Source organism: Citrobacter sp. UYEF32 (assembly GCF_040546205.1).
Taxonomy (GTDB): Bacteria; Pseudomonadota; Gammaproteobacteria; order Enterobacterales; family Enterobacteriaceae; genus Phytobacter; species Phytobacter diazotrophicus.
This window is the reverse complement of the sequence record NZ_JBEPNI010000012.1, coordinates 31,417-47,481: the sequence shown is the minus strand read 5'-3', so window position 1 is coordinate 47,481 and position 16,065 is coordinate 31,417. Positions and strand designations below refer to the sequence as shown.

Annotated in this window: 17 protein-coding genes; 11 read left to right on the top strand and 6 right to left on the bottom strand. The window is 54.0% G+C overall.

Annotated elements, in window-relative coordinates; genetic code table 11:
• Nucleotides 1–54: 54 nt before the first annotated feature.
• Together cyaY and ABIB59_RS24915 are read right to left on the bottom strand one after the other, a co-directional pair.
• Nucleotides 55–378, bottom strand: coding sequence for an iron donor protein CyaY (cyaY, locus tag ABIB59_RS24920; protein ID WP_354037434.1), 324 nt, complete (start codon nucleotides 376–378; stop codon nucleotides 55–57).
• A gap of 74 nt (nucleotides 379–452) precedes the next feature.
• Nucleotides 453–2,225, bottom strand: coding sequence for a hypothetical protein (locus ABIB59_RS24915; RefSeq protein WP_354037432.1), 1,773 nt, complete (start codon nucleotides 2,223–2,225; stop codon nucleotides 453–455).
• A 179-nt stretch (nucleotides 2,226–2,404) separates the two neighbouring features.
• Between ABIB59_RS24915 and lptM the strand changes: the two genes are divergently transcribed.
• From lptM to corA, 8 genes are all read left to right on the top strand, one after another.
• The gene (lptM, locus tag ABIB59_RS24910) at nucleotides 2,405–2,608 is read left to right on the top strand and encodes an LPS translocon maturation chaperone LptM (RefSeq protein ID WP_039077030.1); all 204 of its coding nucleotides are present in this window, start codon (nucleotides 2,405–2,407) and stop codon (nucleotides 2,606–2,608) included.
• 36 nt (nucleotides 2,609–2,644) lie between these two features.
• The gene (dapF, locus tag ABIB59_RS24905; protein ID WP_039077031.1) at nucleotides 2,645–3,469 is read left to right on the top strand and encodes a diaminopimelate epimerase; all 825 of its coding nucleotides are present in this window, start codon (nucleotides 2,645–2,647) and stop codon (nucleotides 3,467–3,469) included.
• Nucleotides 3,466–4,173 (top strand): DUF484 domain-containing protein, encoded by a 708-nt coding sequence (locus ABIB59_RS24900; protein WP_039077032.1) that lies wholly within the window; start codon nucleotides 3,466–3,468, stop codon nucleotides 4,171–4,173. The genes dapF and ABIB59_RS24900 overlap by 4 nt, the downstream gene beginning before the upstream one ends.
• Entirely contained in the window at nucleotides 4,170–5,072 is a 903-nt protein-coding gene (gene xerC, locus ABIB59_RS24895) for a tyrosine recombinase XerC (protein WP_354037430.1), read from the top strand. Before ABIB59_RS24900 ends, xerC begins: the two co-directional genes overlap by 4 nt.
• Nucleotides 5,072–5,788 (top strand): 5-amino-6-(5-phospho-D-ribitylamino)uracil phosphatase YigB, encoded by a 717-nt coding sequence (gene yigB, locus ABIB59_RS24890; RefSeq protein ID WP_039077034.1) that lies wholly within the window; start codon nucleotides 5,072–5,074, stop codon nucleotides 5,786–5,788. Before xerC ends, yigB begins: the two co-directional genes overlap by 1 nt.
• Before the next feature lie 187 nt (nucleotides 5,789–5,975).
• Entirely contained in the window at nucleotides 5,976–8,138 is a 2,163-nt protein-coding gene (gene uvrD / locus ABIB59_RS24885; RefSeq protein ID WP_039077035.1) for a DNA helicase II, read from the top strand.
• 148 nt (nucleotides 8,139–8,286) lie between these two features.
• On the top strand, nucleotides 8,287–8,343 hold the full coding sequence (gene ysgD / locus ABIB59_RS24880) for a YsgD/CorL family protein (RefSeq protein WP_212743980.1): 57 nt from the start codon (nucleotides 8,287–8,289) through the stop codon (nucleotides 8,341–8,343).
• 153 nt (nucleotides 8,344–8,496) lie between these two features.
• On the top strand, nucleotides 8,497–9,447 hold the full coding sequence (gene corA / locus ABIB59_RS24875; RefSeq protein WP_039077036.1) for a magnesium/cobalt transporter CorA: 951 nt from the start codon (nucleotides 8,497–8,499) through the stop codon (nucleotides 9,445–9,447).
• 115 nt (nucleotides 9,448–9,562) lie between these two features.
• Here the strand turns inward: corA and tnpA are convergent, their stop codons facing one another.
• The 3 genes from tnpA to yigI all read right to left on the bottom strand — a co-directional run bounded on the left by tnpA (nucleotide 9,563) and on the right by yigI (nucleotide 11,696).
• Nucleotides 9,563–10,021, bottom strand: a complete 459-nt coding sequence (gene tnpA / locus ABIB59_RS24870; RefSeq protein WP_038918153.1) for an IS200/IS605 family transposase — start codon at nucleotides 10,019–10,021, stop codon at nucleotides 9,563–9,565.
• Between the two features lie 268 nt (nucleotides 10,022–10,289).
• Nucleotides 10,290–11,177 carry an EamA family transporter RarD gene (rarD, locus tag ABIB59_RS24865; protein WP_039077037.1) on the bottom strand — a complete coding sequence of 296 codons (888 nt, stop codon included), beginning with the start codon at nucleotides 11,175–11,177 and terminating at the stop codon, nucleotides 10,290–10,292.
• Nucleotides 11,178–11,228: 51 nt separating this feature from the next.
• Nucleotides 11,229–11,696 carry an acyl-CoA thioesterase YigI gene (gene yigI, locus ABIB59_RS24860; protein WP_039077038.1) on the bottom strand — a complete coding sequence of 156 codons (468 nt, stop codon included), beginning with the start codon at nucleotides 11,694–11,696 and terminating at the stop codon, nucleotides 11,229–11,231.
• A gap of 159 nt (nucleotides 11,697–11,855) precedes the next feature.
• Here yigI and pldA point away from each other — a divergent pair, with 159 nt between their 5' ends.
• From pldA to rhtC, 3 genes are all read left to right on the top strand, one after another.
• Nucleotides 11,856–12,731 (top strand): phospholipase A, encoded by an 876-nt coding sequence (gene pldA / locus ABIB59_RS24855; RefSeq protein WP_039077039.1) that lies wholly within the window; start codon nucleotides 11,856–11,858, stop codon nucleotides 12,729–12,731.
• Nucleotides 12,732–12,796: 65 nt separating this feature from the next.
• The gene (gene recQ / locus ABIB59_RS24850; protein WP_354037426.1) at nucleotides 12,797–14,626 is read left to right on the top strand and encodes an ATP-dependent DNA helicase RecQ; all 1,830 of its coding nucleotides are present in this window, start codon (nucleotides 12,797–12,799) and stop codon (nucleotides 14,624–14,626) included.
• A 61-nt stretch (nucleotides 14,627–14,687) separates the two neighbouring features.
• Nucleotides 14,688–15,311: a threonine export protein RhtC gene (gene rhtC / locus ABIB59_RS24845; RefSeq protein ID WP_039077041.1), complete on the top strand. Its 624-nt coding sequence runs from the start codon at nucleotides 14,688–14,690 to the stop codon at nucleotides 15,309–15,311.
• 86 nt (nucleotides 15,312–15,397) lie between these two features.
• On the opposite strand, the gene rhtB is transcribed toward rhtC, so the two are convergent.
• Entirely contained in the window at nucleotides 15,398–16,018 is a 621-nt protein-coding gene (gene rhtB / locus ABIB59_RS24840) for a homoserine/homoserine lactone efflux protein (RefSeq protein ID WP_335258197.1), read from the bottom strand.
• Nucleotides 16,019–16,065 lie beyond the last annotated feature (47 nt).

Here is a 16,065-nt window from a genome sequence, read left to right as displayed (position 1 = left end):
GCAGCGTACCCGGGACTCCCGGATGCGGCGCAATGCCTTATCCGGGGTTAGATGTTAGCCGCGAAAACTTACCTCTTCGCCCGCCTGTTGCGTCGCCGCCTGTTCCAGCAGATCCCAGAAGGTTTCGTCTGAACGGTCGCAAACCCACTCGTCACCTTTCAGATCGAAATGGTAACCGCCTTGTTTGGCCGCCAGCCACACCTGATGCAGGGGTTCCTGGCGGTTGATGATGATTTTGCTGCCGTTTTCAAAGGTGATGGTCAATATGCCGCCGTTAATTTCGCAGTCGATATCGCTGTCGCCGTCCCAGTCGTCCAGACGCTCTTCAATGGTCATCCACAGGGTGTCAGCAAGGCGATGAAATTCACTGTCGTTCATTGTCGTTTCCCGTTTTACGTGATGGCGGCAGTATAGCCGCAGGAGCGAATCGCATCAAAGCCGCGCCTGTGCTTTCATTTCTCGTCCTCTGTTCCGTTATGCGTCCACTTACTGACAAAGGGCGCGGATGAACTCACTTCAAATATTGTTAAGCTGTCTTCGCCTAAAGGGGATAACGTAGCGATATACAGGCGATTTTGATAATGCGCGATACGCCTGGTGATGGGGTGAAATTGCCGTGGATCGAGGCCTGGTAGTCTTTCCCATTTGCCCCAATGTCCTTGAGAAGAGAGCACTTTGCGCCAGTGCACCCCGGTACCGTCTATTTTAAAAGAGGGGTCGTCACGCCAATCAGCAGACGCGCCTGCAGGCTGCGCGCGAGTGGAATATTTCACCCCCGTCGGAACAAACACACCGTCATCCATCAGCTTGCCATCCAGATATCCCGTACGGTAGTGGACGCCATAGCCATAGCCGGAATGCTGCTCGAACCATGTCACCCGTACCGCTTTGCTATCAGGCGTCGGGTACCGCCAGAGTTGCGTACCATCGAAAACATAAACGTAGCGGTCGTCACGGGCGAACCAATTTCGCAGATAGGGGTTATCGTTCAGGTGTGCTTCCTTTTCATCAGGAACGCGGTAATCCATCAGAATCAACGTTCCTGTTGATTCGAATACCTGCAATCCGCCTGGTTGATAGCCGTGTCGGGTAAGCAGATAGCCATGATTCCTTCCGGCGTTAAAACGTTTATCAATGGTCAGATTCGGGTTGTCGAGAGTGACGATTTCCAGCTTATTTTCATCAGAGTCCGTTTTGGTAATGACATACAGTTTGTCCTGATACTGCGCCACGGTCTCGCTGAGCGGATGGAACTGCTCCGGGTCAAGACCTGGGATCTCTGCTTGCTGGCAATCGGGGCCTTTACGCCACAGGACGCGCTTTTCCAGGAGGTTGAAGGCATTACAATGTTTGTGCGTATCTTCGTCCCATTCCAGGTTGCCCTGGTTGACGACGTAGCGATGCAGGCCGTTTTTATCGCGAAAGGTCAGCAGCGATCCTGGCATCCAGCGCACAATCGAAAAGGTATCGGGATCGGCTTTAAGCGGTTCGCCGTTAATGATAAGCCGCGTACGTGTTCGCGCCAGAGTATCCCAGGGACCGAAAGGCATCGCGACGCAGGGGTTAAACGCCGCAGAAAATTTGCCGCGCTGATCCCAGGATTTTTGCGCCAACACGGTAAAACTATCCGGCTCATCAAGGCGATGCCCATTGACGTAGAGATACCGATCGTCGCGCAAAATTAGCCCCAACCAGTCAGGACGCCATCTGCTGTCGAAGTCAATTTTGCGCAGCATTGCCACATTCACTGGCCTTTCAGTGCTGTTATCGCCGGTACGTTTGCCTTCGTAATAAAGGCTGTTTTTATCAGCGGCAAAGCTGTCGAAGGCTTGAAAAGAAGGGATGTCCACAGGCGGCGTGCCGGGCGGGTTATACATGACTTTGCCTGCGTACACGATGTAGCGGCCATCACTGTGATACGCATACTGGGAATAAGTCGACTGCGCGCCTTGATAGACATAATCGGTAGTCAGATCCGTTAACGGTGGTTCTTCTTTCCACCCTTTAGGATGCGCATAATCAATCGCCAGGTTCGGCAGGCGACGCAGGCGTTTGAAGTTAAGTTCTGGTAACGCAATGACATTTTCTTCGCCCGCTTGCATATAAACCGCGCCTTTGCCCCACGGCTGATAAGCATTATGCTCAGGCGGATCTAACCGGCATGCCAGGGCGGGCTGTAACAACAGTGAAAGTGAAAGAAGATAAAAGAGCTTGTTAATTTTCATCACGCCATCCTGGCCTTGAGAAGAGAAGGCTTAGCAAAGCATATTTGGCTTTGAGGATGTGTCGCGAACAGGTAAACGGGCGGCTTTTCCGATTTTATAAAGACGTGCTAAACGCTTGCTTTTGTGTCTTCTCCTGCGATGATAGAAAGCAGAAAGAATGAACCAACAGGCAACCTACAATGAAAGACGTGTGTCGAACCCTGGCTGTATTATTAACCTTATTTAGCCTGACGGGCTGTGGTCTGAAAGGGCCGCTCTATTTCCCGCCGGCTGACAAAAATGCGCCGCCGCCAACCAAAAAAACAGAAAGCGCCATTCAGACAACGACCCCGGATCGTAACGATCGTGGTGATAATGGTGGCCCAACGCAGGTGAATTACTAACGTTCCCGTGCTGTATCCGCGTATATGGAGTAGATGATGCAGTTCTCTAAAATGCATGGCCTTGGCAACGATTTTATGGTCGTCGACGCGGTAACGCAGAATGTCTTTTTTTCCCCTGATCTGATCCGTCGTATGGCTGACAGGCATCTCGGGGTGGGGTTCGATCAACTGCTGGTGGTCGAACCCCCCTACGATCCCGAACTCGATTTCCACTATCGCATCTTTAATGCTGACGGCAGCGAAGTCTCCCAGTGCGGAAACGGCGCACGTTGTTTTGCCCGTTTTGTGCGCTTAAAAGGGTTGACCAATAAACGTGACATTCGCGTCAGCACCGCGAACGGCCGCATGGTATTAACCGTAACGGATGACGAGCTGGTGCGCGTGAACATGGGCGAACCCAACTTCGAGCCATCGCAGGTTCCGTTCCGGGCGAACAAAGCGGAAAAGACCTATATTATGCGTGCGGCGGAACAAACAATATTGTGCGGCGTTGTCTCAATGGGCAATCCGCACTGTGTTATCCAGGTCGATGATGTCGATACCGCTCCGGTTGAAACGCTGGGGCCGGTAATGGAGAGCCACGAACGCTTCCCTGAGCGCGCCAATATTGGTTTCATGCAAGTAGTCAAACGCGATCACATCCGACTGCGCGTGTATGAACGCGGCGCGGGGGAAACGCAGGCCTGCGGAAGCGGCGCTTGCGCGGCGGTCGCGGTCGGCATCCAGCAAGGTTTGCTGGCAGAAGAAGTACGTGTGGAACTCCCAGGCGGTCGGCTGGATATCGCATGGAAAGGACCGGGCCAACCGTTGTTTATGACTGGCCCGGCGGCACATGTCTACGACGGATTTATTCATCTATGAAGCAACCAGGGGAAGAACTGCAGGAAACGTTTATGGAACTGGATGACCACGCTGTCGTCGATTATCTGTTGCGTAATCCTGAGTTTTTTATCCGTAATGCACACGCTGTTGAAGCTATTCGTGTTCCTCATCCCGTACGCGGTTCGATTTCGTTAGTCGAGTGGCACATGGTGCGGGCACGTAACCATATCAACGTGCTGGAAGAGAACATGACGTTGCTGATGGAGCAGGCCAGCGCCAATGAAGGTCTGTTCTACCGCCTGCTGCGTCTGCAGGGCAAACTGGCATCGGCCAAAAGCCTTGAGGAAATGTTGAATCGCTTCCAGCGGTGGGCCAGAGATTTGGGGCTGGCAGGCGCTACCGTCCGCCTGTTCCCGGACCGCTGGCGTCTTGGCGCGCCGTCCGGTTTTACCCATCTTGCGCTCTCTCGCCAGGCTTTTGAGCCACTGCGTATTCAGCGTCTGGGTCAACAGCAGCACTATCTCGGTTCACTGAACGGACCGGAGTTACTCTTACTTTTGCCGGAAGCGAAAGCGATCGGTTCTGTGGCGGTAACAATGATGGGGCCAGACGCCGATCTGGGCGTTGTGCTGTTCAGTAGTCGCGACCCGCATCACTATCAGCATGGCCAGGGCACGCAACTGCTGGAAGAGATCGCCATAATGTTACCGGACCTGCTGGAGCGCTGGATCGAGCGCGTATGACCGATTCACCTCTGCATCTGGCCGTCACGCGTTTTCTGCGCTATCTGAGCGTGGAGCGTCAGTTAAGCCCCATCACGCTTCTCAATTATCAGCGTCAGCTTGATGCCATCATTGCGCTTGCCGGGGAAATCGGCCTGCAGCGCTGGCAACAATGTGATGCCGCCGCGGTACGGGCGTTTGCCGTACGCAGTCGCCGCAAGGGGCTGGGAGCCGCCAGTCTGGCGCTACGCCTTTCGGCTTTACGCAGCTTCTTTGACTGGCTGGTGAGTCAGGGCGAGCTTCCGGCCAATCCCGCGAAGGGTGTTTCCGCTCCGAAAACGCCGCGTCACTTGCCAAAAAATATCGACGTGGACGACGTAAACCGTCTGCTGGATATCGATCTTAACGATCCGCTGGCGGTACGCGACAGGGCGATGCTGGAGGTAATGTACGGTGCCGGGCTGCGTTTATCCGAACTGGTGGGGCTGGATATCAAACACCTTGATTTGGAAAGTGGTGAAGTCTGGGTGATGGGGAAAGGCAGCAAAGAGCGCCGTTTACCTGTCGGGCGGAACGCGGTCATCTGGATTGAACACTGGCTGGATTTACGCGGGTTATTTGGCAGCGAAGAAGAGGCACTGTTTCTTTCGAAATTGGGGAAACGTATTTCCGCGCGCAATGTGCAAAAACGCTTTGCTGAGTGGGGAATCAAACAGGGGCTGAACAGTCACGTGCACCCGCATAAACTGCGTCACTCCTTTGCCACCCATATGCTGGAGTCCAGCGGCGATCTGCGCGGCGTGCAGGAACTGTTGGGGCATGCTAACCTTTCCACCACACAAATCTATACCCATCTTGATTTTCAACACCTTGCCTCGGTGTATGACGCAGCGCATCCACGCGCCAAACGGGGGAAATAATGCGATTTTACCGGCCTGTGGGCCTCATATCGGCTATCACTTTTGATCTCGACGATACCCTTTACGATAACCGCCCGGTTATTCTGCGCACTGAACAGGAATCCCTGCTGTTTGTGCAACAATATCACCCCTCGCTGAATGCGCTGGAAAATACGGATTTGAAACGCATTCGCCAGTCGTTGTTGCTCGCGGAACCGGAGATCTACCACGATGTGACCGAATGGCGTCGTCGTGCGGTCGAACGCGCCATGCTGGATGCCGGGTTAACCGTTGATGAAGCGGCAGAAGGGGCGCAAGCGGCAATGCAGCATTTCGCGAAATGGCGCAGCCGTGTTGATGTGCCGCAAGAGACCCACGAAACCCTGGCAAAGCTCGCTGAAAAATGGCCGCTGGTGGCGATCACCAACGGCAATGCGCAGCCAGCGTTATTCGGCCTGGCCGATTACTTTGAATTTGTGCTGCGCGCTGGCCCTGACGGGCGTGCGAAGCCGTTTAATGATATGTACCACCTTGCGGCTGAACGCCTGAACATTCCGTTGGGTGAAATTCTGCACGTCGGGGATGACCTGACGACAGATGTCGCCGGTGCCATTCGCTGTGGTATGCAGGCCTGCTGGATCAAACCGGAAGGGGCAGACCTGCTGACGGCTTCTGATAGCCGATTGCTGCCACATCTGGAGATTTCGCGGTTGGCATCCCTCACCACGCTGATATAATCACCACAAGTTCTGTATAAATTCCCAGGGGTTGTTGCGCTTTATCCTTCGGTCTACAGGTGCGTTGACGGCACTCACTCACCCCAGTCACATAGTTAATCTATGCTCCTGGGGATTCATGAGCTTGTCGCCTTCCTGTAAACCAAATGATATAGCGCAACGGCTTCATACTAACCCGGCGGTGCCAATGGACGTTTCTTACCTGCTCGACAGCCTTAATGACAAACAGCGTGATGCGGTCGCCGCATCGCGTAGCAATATGCTGGTGCTGGCCGGGGCAGGCAGTGGCAAGACGCGCGTGCTGGTGCATCGCATCGCCTGGCTGATGACCGTGGAAAACTGCTCGCCGTACTCCATTATGGCGGTGACCTTCACCAACAAAGCGGCGGCGGAGATGCGCCACCGTATCGGCCAGCTTATGGGGACCAGCCAGGGCGGTATGTGGGTGGGTACTTTTCACGGGCTGGCGCATCGCCTGCTGCGTGCGCACCATATGGACGCCAACCTGCCGCAGGATTTCCAGATCCTCGACAGCGAAGACCAGTTACGTTTGCTTAAGCGTCTGATCAAGGCGATGAATCTTGATGAGAAGCAGTGGCCGCCGCGCCAGGCCATGTGGTACATCAACGGCCAAAAAGATGAAGGCATTCGCCCGCACCATATTCAAAGCTACGGTAACCCGGTCGAGCAGACCTGGCAGAAGGTTTATCAGGCCTATCAGGAAGCCTGCGATCGCGCCGGGCTGGTGGATTTCGCCGAGCTGCTGCTCCGTGCCCATGAACTGTGGCTCAATAAGCCGCATATCCTGCAGCACTACCGCGAACGTTTTACCAATATTCTGGTGGATGAGTTCCAGGATACCAACAACATTCAGTATGCCTGGATCCGCCTACTGGCAGGCGACACCGGCAAAGTAATGATTGTCGGCGACGATGATCAGTCGATTTACGGCTGGCGTGGGGCGCAGGTGGAAAATATCCAGCGCTTCCTCAACGACTTCCCCGGCGCGCAGACGATCCGCCTTGAGCAGAACTACCGCTCAACCAGCAATATTCTCAGCGCGGCGAACGCCCTTATCGAAAACAACAACGGGCGTCTGGGGAAAAACCTGTGGACCGACGGTGCCGATGGCGAGCCGATTTCACTCTATTGCGCTTTCAACGAGCTGGATGAGGCTCGTTTTGTTGTTAACCGTATTAAAACCTGGCAGGAGAGCGGCGGTGCGCTGGAGCATTGCGCCATTCTCTATCGCAGTAACGCCCAGTCCCGTGTGCTGGAAGAGGCGTTATTACAGGCAAGCATGCCGTATCGTATTTACGGTGGGATGCGCTTCTTTGAACGTCAGGAAATCAAAGACGCACTCTCTTATTTGCGTCTGATTGCAAACCGAAATGATGATGCCGCCTTTGAACGTGTGGTGAATACGCCGACGCGTGGGATCGGTGACAGAACGCTGGACGTGGTCCGCCAGACTTCGCGCGATCGTCAACTGACGCTGTGGCAGGCGACACGCGAACTGTTGCAGGAAAAAGTGCTGGCCGGTCGCGCGGCAAGTGCATTACAGCGCTTTATGGAGCTGATTGACGCGCTGGCTCAGGAGACGGCTGACATGCCATTGCACGTACAAACGGACCGCGTGGTGAAAGATTCCGGCCTGTGGATGATGTACGAGCAGGAGAAAGGCGAGAAAGGCCAGACGCGTATCGAGAACTTAGAGGAACTGGTCACGGCAACGCGCCAGTTCAGCTACAACGAAGAAGATGAAGATCTGATGCCGTTACAGGCTTTCCTCTCCCATGCCGCGCTGGAAGCGGGCGAAGGGCAGGCGGATACCTGGCAGGACGCAGTACAACTGATGACCCTGCACTCCGCCAAGGGGCTTGAGTTCCCACAGGTGTTTATTGTCGGGATGGAAGAGGGGATGTTCCCGAGCCAGATGTCGCTGGATGAAGGCGGCCGTCTGGAAGAGGAACGTCGCCTGGCCTATGTCGGCGTGACCCGTGCGATGCAGAAGCTGACGCTGACTTATGCCGAAACCCGCCGTCTGTATGGCAAAGAGGCCTATCACCGTCCATCGCGCTTTATCGGCGAGTTGCCAGAAAACTGTGTCGAAGAGGTGCGCTTGCGCGCTACCGTCAGCCGTCCGGTCAGCCATCAACGCCTTGGCGCGCCGATTTCAGAGAACGACACGGGCTATAAACTGGGACAGCGTGTGCGTCATCCGAAGTTCGGTGAAGGGACAATTGTTAATCTGGAAGGCAGCGGCGAGCACAGCCGTTTGCAGGTGGCATTCCAGGGGCAGGGCATTAAATGGCTGGTGGCTGCTTATGCACGTCTTGAAACAGTGTAACTTTCAGAAAAATATCATTATTTTGTAATATTCTGCTAGCCTTATACGCTAAGGGGGAAATATTACCCTTTAGCGTTTCGTTGCGTGTTGACGCCTCATTTTTGCTGGCGTAACATGCGCGCACGATCACGCTAAGAGGACATTCGCCTTGGACACACCCAGTAGATACTGGCTCAATTCCCTGTCATCCAGGAACAACTCCTAAGGCTATCTCCTTATGCTGATGGCCTTAGTGGTTGTCAGCGACCTGCTGTATTCCCGTCGCGCTGAGTCAGGCTGTTTAATGGTCTGAAACGCCAAATGTTTCTTGTGTGCCCAACCGAACTGTCCAGTCATTTTTGCATTGGGAGTCCCGGCTATGCTGAGCGCATTTCAACTGGAAAATAATCGTTTAACCCGTCTCGAAGCTGACGAAATAAAGCACCTCGCCAGTTCCGTCTGGGTTGACCTGGTCGAGCCGGACGATGACGAGCGAACCCGCGTGCAGTCTGAATTGGGTCAGAACCTGGCGACACGCCCGGAACTGGAAGACATCGAAGCATCTGCGCGTTTTTTTGAAGATGAAGACGGCTTGCACATCCACTCCTTCTTCTTCTTTGAAGATGCGGAAGACCATGCTGGCAACTCCACCGTGGCATTTACTATCCGCGAAGGCCGCCTCTTCACCCTGCGTGAGCGCGAATTACCCGCTTTTCGTCTCTACCGTATGCGCGCCCGTAGCCAGGCTATGGTCGATGGCAACGCCTATGAGTTACTGCTCGATCTCTTCGAGACCAAAATCGAACAGCTCGCAGACGAAATCGAAAACATCTATAGCGATCTGGAAAAACTCAGCCGTGTGATCATGGAAGGTCATCAGGGTGATGAATATGACGAAGCGCTCTCCACGCTGGCGGAACTGGAAGATATCGGCTGGAAGGTACGTCTGTGTCTGATGGATACTCAGCGCGCGCTGAACTTCCTGGTGCGTAAAGCGCGTTTGCCGGGCGGTCAGTTGGAGCAGGCCCGCGAAATCCTGCGAGATATCGAATCTCTGCTGCCGCACAACGAATCCCTGTTCCAGAAAGTGAACTTTCTGATGCAGGCGGCAATGGGCTTTATCAATATTGAGCAGAACCGGATCATCAAGATCTTCTCGGTCGTTTCCGTTGTCTTCCTGCCGCCGACGCTGGTGGCATCCAGTTACGGGATGAACTTCGAGTTTATGCCTGAGCTGCACTGGAGCTTTGGCTACCCTGGCGCGATTGTCTTTATGATCCTCGCCGGGCTGGCGCCGTATCTCTACTTCAAACGTCGTAACTGGCTGTAAATCTAAAATAAATATCCTCCGGCATAGCCGGAGGTTTTTCAGATGCGCCTGTAAGGCTCTGTTACCAGCCGCGCCCTAACAGGCGCATACGATCTGACATTTGCATCAAACTTCCTTACTTACGGCCCGTAAACGGGCTGCCCGGATAAGGGATCGACAACTGCTCACCCATTTTATCCTCCTCAAGCTGGTGCTTTATGTATTCCTGTATCTTCGCTGTGTTCTTCCCTACCGTATCCACGTAGTATCCCCGACACCAGAACTCCCTGTTCCTGTATTTGAATTTCAGATCTCCAAACTGCTCATAAAGCATCAGACTGCTTTTCCCTTTCAGATATCCCATAAAGCCGGATACGCTCATTTTGGGCGGGATTTCCACAAGCATATGGATATGATCTGCACAGCATTCAGCTTCCAGGATCCGTACGTTTTTCCACTCACACAGCTTTCTTAAAATGCTGCCTATCGCCAGACGTTTCTCTCCGTAGAACGCCTGTCTTCGGTATTTCGGCGCAAAAACTATGTGATATTTACAGTTCCATCGGGTGTGCGCTAAGCTCTTTTCGTCCCCCATCGGGACCCCCTTTTGATTTCTTGTTGAACTTTTGCAGTTGCCAGACCGCAAGCTGTTTTAACAAATCAAAAGGGGTTTTAATAACTGGCTTAAAGCTGAAAGCTTTCCGGAACCCCCAGCCTAGCTGGGGGTTTTCTATAGACAATAAAAGGTTCAGCAATTCTGCTGAACCTTCCTTTATGGATCTTATCGCGCGTGGCTTCCTTCACCTGCTCCGGCTGATTAAAGACGCGGCGATATCAGCGGTACGGAATCCTGACGCCGGCAATTACCGACCCCTGCGTTGGGTGTACAGTGCATCCATCACGAATATGGCGAGCGCTACCCAAATAAACCCGAATGTCACCATTTTGTCCGCCCCCGGATGCTCGTCATAAAACGTCACCGCCAGCAGGAACATCAGCGTTGGGCCAATGTACTGGAAGAAACCCAGTGTCGACAGGCGCAGACGCGTCGCCGCGCCGGTAAAGCACAGCAGGGGAACGGTAGTGACCACCCCGGCAGCCATCAACAGCAGATTAAGCGACCAGCTATTCTGTGTCATATGGCTGGTCGCGCTATCGGCAATCCCAAACAGCCAGATAGCCGCCACGGGCAGCAGCCACAGTGTTTCCACCAGCATGCCGGTTTGCGCGTCGACGGCGATTTTTTTACGCAGCAGGCCGTAGAAGGCGAAACTAAAGGCCAGGCCCAGCGAGATAATCGGCAAGGAGCCGAAGGCCCATAACTGTACCAGTACGCCACTGGCGGCCAATATTACCGCCAGCCACTGCATGCGGCGGAAACGTTCACCAAGGAAAACCATCCCAAGCAGGATATTAACCAGTGGGTTAATAAAATACCCCAGGCTTGCTTCCAGCAGATGGTGGTTATTTACTGACCAGATAAAGAGCAGCCAGTTACCTCCAACGAGAACGGCAGATACCGCTAACAGCAAGATTTTCTTTGGCGTACGTAAAAGCTGTTTCACCTGCGACCACTGACGGCTGACGCTTATCAGGGCGATCATGAAGAAGAAGGACCAGATAATTCGGTGAGTCAGGATTTCATCGGCAGGAACGAACCAGATAACTTTGAAATAGGCCGGTGCGACGCCCCAAATAAAATAAGCGGCCAGAGCAAATATCACTCCCAACCGCGTCTGTTTTGCATCCATCAGGAAAACTCTTTGCTGAAAAGTAACGACATTTTACCCGATTTTCGCGGCTTAACCCACCATATAGGTTGCTGTGGCGCTGGCGATATAGAGCTGCTCTTCGTTATGTAACTCGACACGCGCGACCGCAACCTTGTTCCCGGCACGCAGTAGCGTACTGGTGGCGGTGAAGCGATTACCCCGGCCCGGACGTAAATAATCGACGCGCAAATCAATGGTGCCCATTCGCGACAGACGAGCACGTAATTCATCTTCGGTGAGGGTGTCATGGCGCGTCAGCGTGCTGCCAACGCACACCAGACCTGCGGCGACATCCAGCGCGGAGGCAATAACCCCGCCGTGTAAAATGCTCTGCGCCCAGTTACCCACCATCATGGGCTGATTGTTGAAGCTGAGTTGGGCAAAATCCTTCTCGTAGCGAGTAAGCTCCAGACCCAGCGCGCGATTGAAGGGCATGTGGTAGACGAAAATCTCACCCACGAGTTTTAATGCGGCTTCTGCTGTGAGGACGGCAGACATAGTGGCTCTTCCGTTAGGTTAATGAAATGTTGATTTTATGCCTCTAAATTGTTGAATTCCAGTTTAAGAGAGGATACCTGCGCAGCGTCTCAATAAATATGTAGAATAGATGTTGTAAAAATATTCAGTTCATCAACATTGTTCAGGGGAAGAAAACCGATGCGGACGTTTCTGGGTTGGTTTGTGGCATTGTGTGCGCTGCCTTTTGCGGCTTTTGCGCAGGAAGCGACAGTAAAAGAAGTTCATGATGCGCCTGCTGTGCGCGGTAGTATTATCGCGAATATGCTGCAGGAGCATGATAATCCGTTCACGCTCTATCCGTATGAGTCGAACTACCTGCTTTATACCTACACCAGCGACATGAACAAAGAAGCCATTCGTTCATATAGCTGGTCTGATGAAGCGCGTAAGGATGAAGTAAAATTCCAGCTCAGCCTGGCGTTCCCGCTGTGGCGCGGGATTGTCGGTCCGAATTCCGTGCTGGGCGCTTCCTATACGCAAAAATCGTGGTGGCAGCTTTCTAACACGAAGGAGCCTGCTTCTTCGCCGTTCCGTGAAACCAACTATGAACCGCAGTTGTTCCTCGGTTTCGCTACTGATTACAGCTTTGCGGGCTGGACGTTGCGCGATATGGAGTTTGGCTTCAACCATGACTCCAATGGCCGTTCTGATCCCACATCGCGTAGCTGGAACCGCCTTTATACGCGTTTAATGGCGCAAAATGGCAACTGGCTGGTGGAAGTAAAACCCTGGTATGTGGTGGGTAACACCGACGATAACCCGGATATCACCAAATATCTTGGCCACTATCAACTGCGGGTCGGCTACCAGTATGGCGAGGCTATTTTCAGCGTCAAAGGGCAGTACAACTGGAACACGGGCTACGGTGGCGCAGAAGTCGGCGTCAGCTATCCGATCACCAAACATGTCCGTTTCTACACCCAGGTGTACAGCGGTTATGGCGAGTCGTTAATTGACTACAATTTCAATCAGACGCGTGTTGGTGTCGGCGTAATGCTCAACGATCTGTTTTAAGCATTGCAGTTTCATGAGCAGGCGCTGAAAATAGCGCCTGTTTTCTTTTGTCGAGTGGAGTAAATGTGGCGCAGGCGGAAGTATTGAATCTGGAATCGACAGCCCTGGAAGTTTTACGGGAAACCTTCGGCTACCAGCAGTTCCGTCCGGGTCAGCAACATATCATCGATACCGTGCTCGGCGGCCGCGACTGTCTGGTTGTCATGCCGACCGGTGGCGGTAAATCTCTCTGTTATCAAATTCCGGCGCTGATTCTGCCTGGCCTGACGGTGGTGGTATCGCCGCTGATCTCCCTGATGAAAGATCAGGTTGATCAGTTACTGGCGAACGGCGTTGCTGCGGCCTGTCTGAACTCAACACAAAGTCGTGAACAACAGCTTGAGGTGATGGCTGGCTGCCGCACCGGACAAATCCGTCTGCTGTATATCGCTCCTGAGCGGCTGATGCTTGATAACTTTCTTGAGCAACTGACGCACTGGAACCCGGTACTTCTGGCGGTGGATGAAGCGCACTGTATCTCCCAGTGGGGTCATGATTTCCGCCCGGAATATGCCGCACTGGGCCAGCTTCGTCAGTATCTGCCGTCTGTGCCTTTTATGGCATTGACCGCCACGGCGGATGACACCACCCGTCGCGATATTGAACGTCTTCTGGGGCTGAACGACCCGCTGATTCAGATCAGCAGTTTTGACCGACCCAATATCCGCTACATGCTGATGGAGAAATTCAAACCGCTCGATCAGCTTTTACGCTATGTACATGACCAGCGCGGCAAGTCCGGAATTATTTACTGCAACAGTCGGGCGAAGGTGGAAGACACCGCCGCTCGCCTGCAAAGCCGGGGTTTTAGCGCCGCGGCGTATCATGCCGGGCTGGAAAACGCGGTGCGCGCCAGCGTGCAGGAGAAATTCCAGCGCGATGATCTGCAAATCGTGGTCGCGACCGTCGCATTCGGTATGGGAATTAACAAACCCAACGTGCGATTTGTGGTTCACTTCGACATTCCGCGTAATATCGAGTCTTACTATCAGGAAACCGGCCGTGCCGGGCGTGATGGCCTGCCCGCCGAGGCGATGCTGTTCTACGCGCCTGAAGACATGGCCTGGCTGCGCCGTTGCCTTGAAGAAAAACCGGCCGGGCAATTGCAGGATATTGAGCGTCATAAGCTCAATGCGATGGGGGCGTTTGCGGAAGCGCAAACCTGCCGCCGTCTGGTCTTGCTCAATTACTTTGGCGAAGGGCGTCAGGAAGCCTGCAGTAACTGCGATATCTGCCTTGATCCGCCGAAACAGTATGATGGCCTGAAGGATGCGCAAATTGCGCTCTCGACCATTGGTCGCGTCAATCAGCGTTTCGGGATGGGCTATGTGGTTGAGGTGATCCGTGGGGCGAATAACCAACGTATCCGTGAACTCGGCCACGATAAGCTTAAGGTCTACGGCATGGGCCGGGAAAAAAGCCATGAGCATTGGGTAAGCGTGATTCGCCAGCTTATTCATTTGGGGCTGGTCACGCAGAACATCGCCCAGCATTCATCGTTACAGATGACGGATGCCGCGCGTCCGGTGCTGCGTGGCGAGGTTCCGTTGCAACTCGCCGTGCCGCGTGTGGTCGCGCTGAAATCCCGGGTGATGCAGAAGGCGGCAGTCGGCAACTATGATCGCAAACTCTTCGCTAAGCTGCGCAAATTACGTAAAGCGATTGCCGATGAAAACAACGTGCCGCCGTATGTGGTCTTCAACGACGCAACGCTGATTGAAATGGCCGAACAGATGCCCATTACGCCAAGTGAAATGCTCGGGGTTAACGGCGTAGGCGTACGTAAACTTGAGCGCTTTGGTCAGGAGTTTATGGCGCTGATTCGTGCCCATGTGGATGGCGATGATGACGAGTAGCCAGCACAGAGAAAAAGTGTCAGGATAGTAACCCACTTTATTATTTTTCCGCGAGTTAACCATGTTAATGCTGTTTCTCACCGTTGCCCTGGTGCACATTGTGGCGTTAATGAGCCCCGGCCCGGACTTCTTCTTTGTGTCGCAAACCGCCGTCAGCCGCTCCCGCAAAGAGGCGATGATGGGCGTGCTCGGCATTACCACAGGCGTGATGGTGTGGGCAGGCGTTGCACTGCTCGGTCTTAACCTGATCCTTGAAAAAATGGCCTGGCTGCACAGTATCATTATGGTCGGCGGCGGCCTGTACCTGTGCTGGATGGGTTACCAGATGCTGCGTGGTGCGCTGAAAAAAGAAGAGAACAAAGCCGGTGCGCCGCAGATTGAACTGGCAACCAGCAGTGGTCGAAGCTTTATGAAGGGGCTGTTAACGAACCTCGCCAATCCGAAAGCGATTATCTACTTCGGTTCGGTGTTCTCACTGTTTGTCGGCGACAGCGTGGGTGCAGGGGCGCGCTGGGGGATCTTTATGCTGATCACGCTGGAAACTTTCGCCTGGTTCACCGTCGTGGCAAGCCTGTTCGCCTTACCGGCGATGCGCCGTGGTTATCAGCGTCTGGCGAAGTGGATTGACGGTTTTGCCGGTGCGCTGTTCGCCGGTTTCGGTATCCATTTGATCATTTCGCGTTAATGTTTATCCCGGAGGCGCTGCCGCTGTCCGGGGCTACGTGTTAGCCCGGATAAGGCGTTCACGCCGCATCCGGGACGACACCGAACTCAGGCATGCCTTGCCGATGCCAGCAGCGCTCCCACCAACATAAACAACGAACCAAACACCCTGTTTAGCGCCTTCAACTGACGCGGGCCCTTAATCCAGGCGGCAATACGTTGCGCCAGCGTCGCATAGCCAATCATCACGATAATATCCACGACGATAGTGGTCACGCCGAGCACCACGTACTGCATCACCTGTGGCTCATTGGGCGCAATAAATTGCGGGAACAGCGCGGCGAGAAAGACGATGCTTTTGGGGTTCGTCAGGTTGACGAAAACCGCGCGTTTAAACAGCCGTGTACGCGATTGCGTATGCGCCATAGTATTGAGGTCGATCGCGCCCGCGGCGCGCCACTGCTGAATACCAAGCCAAATCAGATAGGCGGCCCCGGCCCATTTCAGCACTTCAAACGCCAGTACCGAGCGCGAGAAGAGGGTGCCCAGACCCACGCCGACCAGCACAATATGGATGCCTAAGCCGGTTTGTAGCCCGGCAATGGACGCCGCAGCGCCGCGATAACCGTGGCTTATCGAGGTGGTCATGGTATTAATCGCGCCGGAGCCGGGCGACAGGCTGAGAATGATCGATGTCAGCAGATAAGCGAACCACCACTCGAAGGTCATGAGAAACTCCCTGATTGTCTGTTTTTATGCCACAATACGCTATTGTT